Below are 11,762 nucleotides of genomic sequence, written 5' to 3'. Positions count from 1 at the left end.
AAGAATCGACGGCCACGACAGCGGATGGCATTGCCAAGTTGTTCAGCCATACTGACTTGGCTACAGAGGGGTGCATGAGAATACCGTCTGCAATGCCGCGTCTGAAGGGCTATCGTCATCCTCGTGAAATCATCGCCTACGCGGTCTGGGCTTACCAACGGTTCGCGCTGAGCACGGCTGATGTCGATGATCTGCTTGCCGAACGTGGCGTGATTATCAGCCGGGAAACAATCCGGCTGCGGGTCAAATCGTTTCGGTGCCCATTTTGCCGCCTGCATCCGACGTGACCGGCCGCGACCGAACGACAAGTGGCATCTTGATGAGGCTGTGATTCCGATCAACGGCGTGAAGCACTGGCTGTGGCGCGCAGTGGATGCCAACGGCGACGGGCTCTGCAAGCGATGGGCCGGGGTTGCAGGAATATCTGCCTTGTCGCTTGCGCATCATTTGAACCATCTCGATACCGGCAAGCGTTATTGTCGCGCTCGAGAATGACTTGAAGCCGGGCATGGGCCCGACACGCCGTTTGATCCGACGGTGGTCTTGCTCGATGAGGGCATTCAGGCACTGGCTTTGCCGGATACGGATCGGCTTCGTATGAATATGCCGCCCTTCCCTGAGCCGGCTGATCATATCACAGGAAATGATGGCTTCCCTGTTTGTCTGGCTGCCGTCAATCACAATGCGCTGCGGACGACCATGCCGTTCAATAGCCATTGTGAAGAACCGCATGGCTGCAGCCATGTCCCGATGCTGGCCAAACCAGAAATCAACGGTGTCTCCGACGCTGTCGATGGCCCGATAAAGATACATCCATTGACCCCGGACCTTTATGTAAGTTTCGTCCGCATGCCATTTACCGGTCACAGAACGTTTCCTGCGATTGAAGCGATCCAGAATCAAAGGCGAGAAGTGTACAACCCAGCGATGGACCGTCGAATGATCCAAGCTGATGCCTCGTTCTGACATCATTGCCTTCAATTCGCGAAGGCTCAGGCCGTAAGCCAGATAGCAGCGAACGCAAAGCAAGATGCGACTGGATCGTGTCCCGCGGCGCGGTGTAGCTCCGGCGCTCGCCATGCCTTCGGGACCGAGCCGGGAATGGATCAGCTTGCGGCTGGCAGGCGGCGTTGAGCCCCTTGGAGACGGCGGCCTTGATGCCCTCATGCGCATCAGAGACGACAAGCTTCACACCGCGCAGGCCTCGCCTGGTCAGCTTTCGAAGAAACTCAGTCCGGATCGGCTCGGCCTCGGATGTGCCGATCTCCATTCCGAGCACCTCGCGTCGGCCGTCGGTGTTAACGCCGACGGCGATGATGACCGCGACAGAGACGATGCGCCCGCCACGCCGAACCTTCAGATAGGTGGCATCGATCCACAGATAGGGCCATTCCCCTTCGATGGGCCTGTCGAGGAAGGCCTTCTCCACCATGCGGCGCGGCTCAAGGAAGCTCGGGAAATAGGTGCCAGTTCGCAGCTTTGGAATGCGCAGCCCAACTGTTCGGCTCTGGTCTCCCAATCTCGGTCGCGATAGCCGTTGCGCCGGGCAAGCCGCAATGCAGTCTTCTCACCATAGGCCGCACCCGTCTTCGCGCCGACCTCCAGCGCCAGCAATTTCTCGGCGGCAAAGCTAATCATCTCGCGTGAGCCAAATCGGCATCGGCGCTCGTCTCAACAAGTGAGCGCAGGTTCATCATGTCACCGGTCATCGGCGGAGCCCTTCAGGCTGGTCTTCGACACCCCGACCCTACCGGAAAACACCGATGGCCACCCCGCCAGCTACACCATTCGGTGGGACACGATCCCCTCGCCTTTTCCGCCACTAAGACATGCCTCCATTTTGGTCCGCATCAGGCATCCCGTTCGGCGGTTTGCGGTTGTGCCGCATCTTTACGCAAAAGCTTCCGTGTCGGGTTGACAAGGTCGCCATCGAATTATACTCACTCGTATAAACCAATCAGTCAATTTTTAGATTGAGCGGTTCGGATCCGAAATTGAGGAGTTTCGGGCCCGGGAAACCGAAGCATCGCTCGGAGGAGGCGTGATGAATATCGGCGAATTCCAGACAGATCGAAGCCCATCGGGGCAAAAGGCCGCGATGGAAACGCCGCTTCTCGATGTGCGTGATCTGTCGCTCAGGATCGCTGGCAACGAGACGCCGCTGATCCGGGATGTGAGTTTTTCCGTCAGGCCCGGCGAACGCGTTGGCATCGTCGGTGAGAGCGGCTGCGGCAAGACCATGACCGGCCTTTCGATCCTGCGCCTCTTGCCGCCAATCGGTATCGCCGCGAGCGGTCAGGTCCTGTTCGAGGGCGAGGATCTCTTTGCCTTGTCGCCGGGCGGCCTGCGTGCGGTTCGCGGCCGTGACATCGCGATGATTTTCCAGGAGCCGATGAGCGCTCTCGATCCGGTCTTTACGGTCGGGGAGCAGATTGCCGAGGCTTACCGGGCTCATTTTGCTGCCAGCGCAACCGAAGCCAGGGCGCGGGCAATGGATGCGCTTGCCCGGGTTGGCATTCCGGCACCCGACAAACGCTATTTTGATTATCCCCACCAGCTTTCCGGCGGGATGCGCCAGCGCGTGATGATCGCCATGGCCTTGATCTGTTCGCCGAAGCTCCTGATTGCCGACGAGCCGACGACGGCACTCGACGTGACGGTGCAGTCGCAGATCACCGACCTCCTGCGCGATATCAGCGAACGAACCGGGACCGCGCTTCTCTTCATCACCCACGATCTCGGCGTCGTTGCGGAGACCTGCACGCGCGTTATCACCATGTATGCCGGTGAGGTGGTGGAGGATGCGCCGGTCGATGACATCCTGCTGGCGCCTCGCCATCCCTATACGTCGGGGCTCCTGCGGTCGCTGCCCGGTCTCAGCCCGCGGCGGGGCAAGCTGCCCTTCATTCCCGGCCGGGTCCCGTCTCTCGCGGCGATGCCGGTCGGCTGCCGCTTTCGAGAGCGATGCTCCCATGCTGTTCCGGCCTGTGAGGTCTATCAGCGGATGGAACCCGTCGGCCCCATGCATTCCACCCGCTGCGGCCGGGCCGGCGAGCTCTCTTTGATGGGGGCGGTCCATTGAATGCGATCATCTCGCAACGGTACGAGCCGTCGATGAAAGCTGAGGCCGTCATGTCGGTGCAGGATTTGCGCATCGAGTTTCCCACCCGTGACCGCAGCCAGACGGTGAAAGCCGTCGATGGCGTCGATTTCGAGGTCCTCAGGGGAGAAACCCTCGGCATCATCGGCGAATCCGGATCGGGCAAGACCACGCTCGGCCGGGCGCTCGTCTCGCTGGTGAAGCCGGTCTCGGGCCGGGTCCTGCATGGCGGCACCGATCTGGCGATCTTGCGGGGCAGGGAATTGCGTCGCGTGCGCGCCGATTACCAGATCGTCTTCCAGGATCCGAATGCCGCGCTCAATCCGCGCATGACGATCCTCGACAGCATCATCGAGCCGGCGGAAATCCTCGGTCACGGCAACGACGCCAGCCGCCGCCGCGACGGGCTCGATATGCTGGCCCAGGTCGGACTGGCGCTGGAGGTTGCGGGCCGTTATCCGCACGAACTGTCGGGAGGGCAGAAGCAGCGCGTCAATATCGCCCGCGTGCTCACCGTTCGCCCCAAGGTCATCGTTTGCGACGAGGTGGTCGCCGCGCTCGATGTCTCCATTCGCGGCAGCATCCTCAATCTCTTTGCCGATCTGCAACGGTCCTTCGACCTGACCTATGTCTTCATCACCCACGATATCTCGGTCGTGTCGCATATTTCGGACCGGATCGGCGTCACCTATCTCGGCAAGCTGATGGAGCTTGGCCCGGCGGAAGATGTGATCGACCGGCCGCTGCACCCATATAGCCAGGCCCTGCTGTCGGCCGAACCGCTGCCATTGCCTTCGAACCTGCGTCCGACGCGACGGATCATCCTTCAGGGAGAGATCCCCAGTCCGCTGGCGCCGCCATCCGGCTGCCGTTTCCGCACCCGTTGTCCGATTGCGGAAGCGAAATGCGCTGAAGAGGTGCCGCAATGGCGGCAGGTTCGCAACGGCCATTGGGCAGCCTGTCATTTTGCCCGGGAGGATGGCCATTCGGCCACGGGCGCCAACTGCAACGATCAAAAGGGAGGATCGAATGAAGACGCAGAATGAACACAGCCGGACCGTACTCAGCCGCCGGCAAATCCTGGCGCTCTCCGGCGGCGGGGCCATCGTCGGCCTGCTGGGCCTGCCAACCTTCGCGGAAGAGGCCGTTGCCGCCGGGGGCATTCTCAAGGTTGCCGCCCCCTCAAACCCTTCGTCGCTCGACCCGGCGACCGGAGGCTCCGGCAATGATCATTCCATTCTCTGGACCATGTACGACACGCTCGTGGAATGGGACTACGAAGCGCTGATGCCGGCGCCGGGCCTTGCCGAATGGAGCTTTACCGGTCCGACCACGCTGGTGCTCGACATCCGCAAGGATGTGACGTTCCACGACGGCACCAGCCTCGATGCCGAGGCCGTCAAGTTCAACCTCGATCGCAACCGCGGTGACGCGCGCTCGAACATCAAGTCCGATCTCGCCAGTATCGATACGGTCGAGGTGACCGGGCCCCTGCAGGTGACTATCAAGCTCAAGAGCGCCGATACGGCACTGCCGGCCATTCTTTCCGACCGCGCGGGCATGATGGTTTCGCCGGCCAATATCAAGGCGCTGGGCGAAGATACCAACCGCAAGCCGGTCGGTGCCGGGCCGTGGAAGTTCGTCAGCTGGGCCGACAATGAAAATGTGATCGTCACCCGCAATGAAACCTATTGGCGGGCAGGCATGCCCAAGCTGGACGGCATCGAATTCCGAATCATTCCGGAAGCGGCGACAGCACTCCGCTCGGTGGCAGCCGGGGAACAGGATATGGCCTTCACCCTGCCGTCGCGTCTCAAACCGGTGATCGCCCGGACGCCGGACCTTCAGGAAATCGTCGCGCCGACGCTGGCCTGCCTGCAGATCTATTTCAACTACGGGCGGGCGCCGCTCGACAATCCCAAGGTTCGTCAGGCCATCAATTTCGCCATCGACCGCAGTGCCTTTGTCGCCGTCGGCATGGGAGGCCTCGGTGAGGCAGCGGCAACGGTGTTGCCGAAAGCCCATTGGGCCTATGACGAATCCGTGGCGGACCTCTACCCCCATGATCCGGACAAGGCGCGCGCGCTTCTGGCCGAAGCCGGCTTCAAGGATGGTGTCGAGCTCAGTCTGGGCAGCTACAGCGACCAGGACTGGGTTCTGCGCAGCGAAATCATCCAGTCGCAGCTCGAAGCGGTCGGTTTCAGGGTCAAGTTCACACGTGGCACCGTAGCCGATATCAGCGGTCAGTACTTTGGCAACGAGAAGAAGTTCGATGGGCTTTTGTCGCTCTGGACCGGCCGTCCGGATCCCAGCATGACCTTCTCCAGCCTGTTCGCTGAGGGGGCATTCTACAATGCCGGCCGCGGTGCGGAAGCGGAACTGTCCTCGTTGCTGCAGCAGAGCCGCAGCAACGAGGACATGCAGAGCCGTGCGGTCATTTTCGGCGGTATCCAGCGTTTCGTGATGGAAAATGCGCTCTTTGCACCGCTGGCCTTCCAGTTCGAACTCGATGCTTTGGCCGCTCGTGCCAAGGGCTACCGACCGAACCTGCTCGGCAAGCCGAAGTTCAACGACATGCATATCGCTGCCTGAGACCATTCGGCCAACCGGAAGAGACCCATGATCGGTTCCACGAAACAAAATGCGATCCTGCGCCGGCTGGCGCAGGCCATCCCGGTGGTGGTGATTGCGACATTCCTCGTGTTTTCATTGTTGAAGCTGGTGCCCGGCGATATTGCCGTGACCCTTGCCGGAGACAATGCATCCGATGCGCGTATTGCCGAGATCCGCCAGATCTACGGTCTCGACCAGCCCTTTCTGGGGCAATATTTCAGCTGGCTCGGCAATGTCGTGCAGGGAGATCTCTCCCGGTCGCTCTTGTCCGGCGAATCTGTGGGCGCTTCCATCGCCCGCAGCTTTCCCAACACCCTGCTCATCGTCGTGCTCGCGATCCTGATCGCGCTTGTCCTCGGCATCCCGCTGGGTGTCGTTTCGGCGAGCCGACCGGGTGGCGTCATCGACACTATCCTGCTTGCCATCGGTTCGCTCGGCATTGCGGTTCCCAATTTCTGGCTTGCCATGCTGCTGGTGTCGTTCTTTGCACTCAACATGAACTGGTTGCCGGCTACCGGTGCCGTGCCGCTAACGACCAGTATCTCGGGAGCGCTGGCGCATGCCATCCTGCCCGCGGTTGCGCTTGCGGCCGGCGGCGTGGCGGAAGTCATGCGGCAGCTACGCTCATCATTGGTGGAGATCCTGGGATCGCAGCATGTACGGACCCTGCATGCCAAGGGCCTGTCGCCATCCGCCATTCTCTGGCGCCACTCGTTGAAGAATGTTAGCGTCAATCTCCTCACCGTCACCAGCCTGCTCTTCAATCGGCTGTTTGCGGCCACCGTGGTGATCGAAGCCGTCTTCGCCATTCCCGGAATGGGAAGCCTCGTGGTCAAGGCGGCAATGAACCGCGATTTTCCGGTCGTCCAGGGCGTTGTTTTTGTCATGGTTCTGGTCGTCGTCGGCGTCAACCTTCTGACCGACATCCTCTACCGGGTCTTTGATCCGAGGGTGGCGCGATGACCGACATGACGTTCGCAATCCCCCGCCCGACGGGCCTCGGCCGCTTTGCCAGATGGTTGCGGCGGGATCTGCGCGGTGCCGCCAGCCTGGCCTTCCTGCTGCTTCTGCTGACGCTCTCGGCACTGGCGCCGGTAATTGCCCCCTATTCTCCGACCCAGCAGGACTTCTCCGCCATCTTCGCGCCAATCTCGGCCGACCACTGGCTGGGCACCGACGATCTGGGGCGAGATGTTCTGAGCCGCCTCATTCACGGCGGCACGGCATCTCTCTATGCGAGTTTTCTCGCGGTTGCCATTGCCATCCTGCTCGGCGTTCCGGTCGGTCTTCTGGCCGGCTATCTCGGCGGCTGGATTGATGATGCGATCAGCCGCATCATCGACAGTTTTCTCTCCTTCCCGGCGATTGTTCTGGCAATCGCGGTGACCGGCGCGCTCGGTATCGGCCTGACAAATGGCATGATCGCGGTCGGTATCGTCTTTGCGCCGCAGCTTGCCCGGCTGGTGCGGGCACGGACACTCGTGGTTCGCAACGAACTCTATGTCGACAGTGCCCGCTGCTTTGGCGCCACGACAGCGCATATTCTCTGGCGGCATATCACGCCGAACACAATCCAGCCGGTCATCGTGCATGTCACCCTGCTGCTCGCCGCAGCACTTCTGGCGGAAGCGAGCCTGAGTTTCCTCGGGCTCGGTATCCAGCCGCCTGAAGCGAGCTGGGGTTCGATGCTGGCGCGTGCCTACCAGAATATGGAGATCGCACCCGAGCAGATGTATCCGCCGGGCATCGCCATTCTGCTGACGGCACTGACGTTCAACATGCTGGGAGAGTCGCTGCGCGACGTCCTCGATCCGACCCTCAAACGCAACTGAACCCGCAAGGAGCCGTTCCGGACAAGACCCATGAGATGCTCACCTGACCCTATTGGCGAAACCGACAGACCAGATTGCCACCCAGCCGGCATTTGCGAAGGCCTTGGCACCGTCCCGGCAGAATCGGACCGGTTGGCGGCGTCGGCCGATGGTTATAAAGCCAATCGGAAACCATCGGTCTTGAAGGAGAAGATGATGAACAAGGGTCAAAGAGGTCTTCGTGGCGGCGTAATCCGCAATCCCGAACAGCGGCAGGAGCAGCGTCGCCAGATTCTCGCCGCGGCGGGCAAGGTTTTTGCGCGCAAGGGTTATGCGGCCACCACGATGGAGGATATCGCCGCCGAAATGGGCGTGAGCAAGGGCATTCTCTACTACCAGTTCGAGAGCAAGCAGGATCTGATCGTGGAAACCCGCCAGGAGACATCCGGCAATGCCGCCACGCGTCTGGCGGAAATTTCAGGCCGGCCCTTGCCGGTCAGGGATCGCATTGAGTTGGCAATCCGCGATCTCATCGCGACCAACTTCGATGAATTTTCCCGTCACGTCATCCTAACGCCGGTGACCAGCGGTCTCGACCAGGCCCATATCGAGATGGTGCGCGAGATCGAGCAACGCTACGAGCGGCTGCTGATGCAGCTGCTCGACGAGGGCATGACGCAAGGTGTCTTCTCGCGGGCCGATCTCAAGGTGACGGCCTACACCGTCATTCGAACCAGCATGTCGCCGGCTTGGTGGTTCCGCGAAGACGGCAGCGTCAGCCGTCAGGAAGTGGCCGATACGGTGGCGAACTTCCTGATGCGGGGGCTGGCCGCATGAACAGGCGAGTTTTCTGATCAGGATATAGCATGACATGCAGAAGCGGCCGCCGCCTACGCGGCGCCGTCAAAGGAGGATTTCTTGAAGGCAGTATTGATCGCGAACAGGGGCGAAATCGCCATCCGGATTGCGCGAGCCGTCCGTGAACTCGGATTGAGGACGGTCGGCATTCATGCCCGTGACGATGATGCGTCGCTGCATGTGCAATATATGGATGAATGCCTCGCTTTGCCGGCCGAAGGTGCGCAGGCCTATCTCGATCAGGACGCGATCCTGATGATTGCCCGGCAGACGGGATGCGGATTCGTGCATCCCGGTTACGGTTTCCTGAGCGAGAATGCCGGCTTTGCACGCCGTTGCGCCGCTGAAAACCTGGTCTTCATCGGTCCTTCGGCTGAAATCCTCGAACTGTTCGGCGACAAGATCAGTGCCCGCAAGCTGGCGGAGGACCTGGCCGTTCCTGTTCTTCCCGGTATAAACCGGTCGGTCACTCTCGAGGAAGTCCGTGATTTTTCCGAGCGGCATGGCGCCATCATGTTGAAAGCCATGGCCGGCGGCGGCGGGCGCGGCATGCGAGCCGTCCTCAAGTCTGCCGACATCGATTCCGCCTTTGAGCGCTGCCGTTCGGAAGCCCTGCAGGCCTTCGGCATCGGCGATCTCTATGTCGAGAAACTGCTGCCGAAAGCCCGCCATATCGAGGTGCAGGTGATCGGAGATGGAACCGGTGCCGTCTGCCATCTCTGGGAGCGCGATTGCACGATACAGCGCCGGCACCAGAAGCTCGTCGAAATCGCGCCGGCTCCGTCATTTCCGCCGGACCTTCGCGCCCGCGTCATCGAGGCGGCCGTCGGGCTCGCCCGCCATGTCGGCTATGCCAGCCTCGGGACCTTCGAATTCCTGTGCAGCAATGACGAATTCTGGTTCATGGAGGCCAATCCGCGCCTTCAGGTCGAACATACGATCACCGAGGAAATTACCGGCATCGACCTGGTGCAGTCGCAGTTGAAGATCGCGCTTGGCGCAACGCTCGCCGAACTCGATCTCATGACGCCGCCACCGGTCTCCGGCTTCGCCCTGCAGGCCCGCGTCAATCTCGAGGCGCTGCTTGCAGATGGGAGCCCCATCCCGAAGGCCGGTACGCTCGGCAGCTATTCGGCGCCATCGGGACCGAATATCCGTGTCGATGGATATGGCTATGCCGGCTATCGGACCAGCCTGCGTTACGACTCGCTGCTGGCGAAGGTGATTGCGCGGGGTCACACCTTCCACAATGCCCTGGCGAGAACACAGAACGCCCTTCGCGAATTCGATATCGGCGGCGTGCCGACCAATATCAGGCTTCTGCTCGCCATCCTCGATCATCCGGAGGTCAAGTCCGGCCGAGCCGATACATCGTTTCTCGCCACGCACCTGACGGACCTGCTTGCCGCAGCCGAAGGTCAGGCACTGCTGATGCGACCGCTATCGGAAAAGCCGGATCCTGCGGCAGCTGCCGCGGCGGCAGAGGAGCTTGCCCCGGAACTGGCGGAGGGCCTGTCCGGCACCACAGCGCCGATGCAGGGAACGGTCATCGAGATTCTGGTGGCGCCCGGCGATCACGTCCATGCCGGCGATGGCCTGCTGGTGCTGGAAGCGATGAAGATGGAGCATGTGGTCCAGGCATCATCCAGTGGGACGGTCGAGGCCGTCACCGTCGGGCTTGGCGCTTCTGTTGGCGAAAACGCCATGCTCTGCCATATCCGTCCGGATGGCGAGGCGTTTTCTGTTGGCGAACGCAAAAGTCGGCCGTTGGCGGTGGAAAGTGACTGGCGCGAGGAGGTCACGGAAATCGGTCGCCGCCGAGAGCTTGCTTCCGCCATGGGCGGCAAGGGCAAGGTCGCGCGACAGAAGGAGCAGGGCAAGCTGACGGCCTGGGAACGGATCGAGACATTGGTCGATCCGGGCAGCTTCAAGGAAATTGGCGCCCTGACCGCCTTTGTCGATTATGACGAGGCCGGCAAGGTCAAATCGCTGCTGCCGGCCAATTTCGTCGGCGGCACCGCCCGGCTCGATGGCCGCAAGGTGATGATCGGCGTCGATGATTTCACCGTTCGCGCCGGCTCCGGCGATGCTGCAATTCATGACAAGCAGATCTTCATCGAAAACCATGCCCGCGAGATGCGGTTGCCGGTGGTTCGGCTTCTCGACGGTGCGAGCGGCGGCGGCAGTGTCAAGATCGCCCGCGAGATGGGGTTCCATTATCTGCCGGTCAACCCGGCCTGGGATGCGGTGGTCGACAATCTCTCCATCGTGCCTGTGGTGGCAGCCTGCCTTGGTCCGACTGTCGGGCTTGGTGCCGCCCGTCTGGTGATGTCGCATCTTGCCATCATGGTCGAGGAAATCGGCCAGATTTTCACGGCCGGCCCGCCGATCGTCCTGTCTTCCACCCGCGAGAACCTGACGAAGGAGCAACTCGGCGGTGCCGATGTTCATCGCCGGAACGCCATGGTCGAACGGTTTGTCGCTTCCGAAGGCGAAGCCAACGATCTCATTCGGCAGTTTCTCGGTTACCTGCCGACCAGCGTCTATGAGATGCCGCCGGTGATCGCCAATCACGACGATCCCTGTGATCGGAAGGAGGAGGCGTTGCTCGGGGTCATTCCTCGCAACCAGCGCAAGCCCTACGATCTCCGGTCGATCCTCGACGCGGTGTTCGATGCCGGCTCCGTGCTTCCCTATGCCGAATATGGTGGTTCGACCGTCACGGCGCTCGCCCGGCTCGATGGTCATCCGGTCGGGGTCATCACCACCGATCCGTCCAAAGGCGCGACCATGACTGCGGAAGGCGCGATGGCCGTAACCCGGCTGGTCGATCTCTGCGAGACGTTTCACCTACCGATCGTCAGCCTGACCGATCAGGCCGGCATGTCGATCGGGCTGGCCGCCGAGCGTCAGGGAACCATCCGCTACGGAGCCCGGGCGATTACCGCCATCTACCAGGCCCGTGTTCCGCAGGCCGAAGTGATCCTGCGGCGGGTGTTCGGCGTCGGCGGCGCCGGCGCCGTCAATCGCCACCGGGCGCAGCGCAGCTGGTCCTGGCCGTCGGGAACATGGGGTTCCCTGCCGCAACAGGGTGGCATCGAAGCCGCCTTCCGGGCCGAACTCGAGAAGTCTGCGGATCGGGAGGCGGAAATCAGACGCATCGCCACGGAACTCGAGCGGATCGGTTCCCCATTCCGCACCGCCGAACGTTTCGGGGTCCAGGACCTGATCGACCCGCGCGAGACGCGCCCGCTTCTGTGCGACTGGGTACGCGATGCCTATCGGTTGCTGCCCGAACTGTCCGGCCGGCCGGCCTTCGGAACACGGCCCTGATCCATTGGCCGGTCGTAGAGGCGACCGGCTGCAATTGTCATATTGGG

The 11,762-nt window shown here is 61.8% G+C and carries 7 protein-coding genes and 3 pseudogenes; 8 read left to right on the top strand and 2 right to left on the bottom strand.

The window, feature by feature from the left end; genetic code table 11:
• Nucleotides 1-74 precede the first annotated feature (74 nt).
• Nucleotides 75-393 (top strand): annotated as a pseudogene (locus O4H62_RS21965) (IS6 family transposase); the annotation flags it as partial.
• Here the strand turns inward: O4H62_RS21965 and O4H62_RS21960 are convergent.
• Both O4H62_RS21960 and O4H62_RS21955 read right to left on the bottom strand, forming a co-directional pair.
• Nucleotides 391-1,080: pseudogene (locus O4H62_RS21960) on the bottom strand (IS6 family transposase); the annotation flags it as partial. The pseudogenes O4H62_RS21965 and O4H62_RS21960 sit on opposite strands and share 3 nt — an antisense overlap.
• 37 nt (nucleotides 1,081-1,117) lie before the next feature.
• Nucleotides 1,118-1,709: pseudogene (locus tag O4H62_RS21955) on the bottom strand (transposase); the annotation flags it as partial.
• 389 nt (nucleotides 1,710-2,098) lie between these two features.
• Between O4H62_RS21955 and O4H62_RS21950 the strand changes: the two are divergent.
• The 7 genes from O4H62_RS21950 to O4H62_RS21920 all read left to right on the top strand — a co-directional run bounded on the left by O4H62_RS21950 (nucleotide 2,099) and on the right by O4H62_RS21920 (nucleotide 11,715).
• A complete protein-coding gene (locus O4H62_RS21950; protein ID WP_269391146.1) occupies nucleotides 2,099-3,082 on the top strand; it encodes an ABC transporter ATP-binding protein in 984 nt (327 codons plus the stop codon).
• 32 nt (nucleotides 3,083-3,114) lie between these two features.
• Nucleotides 3,115-4,146, top strand: coding sequence for an ABC transporter ATP-binding protein (locus O4H62_RS21945; RefSeq protein WP_269391002.1), 1,032 nt, complete (start codon nucleotides 3,115-3,117; stop codon nucleotides 4,144-4,146).
• Nucleotides 4,130-5,692 carry an ABC transporter substrate-binding protein gene (locus O4H62_RS21940; RefSeq protein ID WP_269391001.1) on the top strand — a complete coding sequence of 521 codons (1,563 nt, stop codon included), beginning with the start codon at nucleotides 4,130-4,132 and terminating at the stop codon, nucleotides 5,690-5,692. The genes O4H62_RS21945 and O4H62_RS21940 overlap by 17 nt, the downstream gene beginning before the upstream one ends.
• A 27-nt stretch (nucleotides 5,693-5,719) precedes the next feature.
• Nucleotides 5,720-6,676, top strand: a complete 957-nt coding sequence (locus O4H62_RS21935) for an ABC transporter permease (RefSeq protein ID WP_269391000.1) — start codon at nucleotides 5,720-5,722, stop codon at nucleotides 6,674-6,676.
• Nucleotides 6,673-7,545, top strand: a complete 873-nt coding sequence (locus O4H62_RS21930; protein ID WP_269390999.1) for an ABC transporter permease — start codon at nucleotides 6,673-6,675, stop codon at nucleotides 7,543-7,545. Before O4H62_RS21935 ends, O4H62_RS21930 begins: the two co-directional genes overlap by 4 nt.
• A 195-nt stretch (nucleotides 7,546-7,740) precedes the next feature.
• On the top strand, nucleotides 7,741-8,361 hold the full coding sequence (locus O4H62_RS21925; RefSeq protein ID WP_269390998.1) for a TetR/AcrR family transcriptional regulator: 621 nt from the start codon (nucleotides 7,741-7,743) through the stop codon (nucleotides 8,359-8,361).
• An 81-nt stretch (nucleotides 8,362-8,442) separates the two neighbouring features.
• Nucleotides 8,443-11,715 (top strand): carboxyl transferase domain-containing protein, encoded by a 3,273-nt coding sequence (locus O4H62_RS21920; RefSeq protein WP_269390997.1) that lies wholly within the window; start codon nucleotides 8,443-8,445, stop codon nucleotides 11,713-11,715.
• Nucleotides 11,716-11,762: the final 47 nt, after the last annotated feature.

This window comes from Parahoeflea alexandrii, from assembly GCF_027214025.1.
Taxonomy (GTDB): domain Bacteria; phylum Pseudomonadota; class Alphaproteobacteria; order Rhizobiales; family Rhizobiaceae; genus Hoeflea; species Hoeflea alexandrii_A.
Note: the sequence above shows the minus strand (reverse complement) of the source record. Positions and strands in the feature narration are given on the sequence as shown.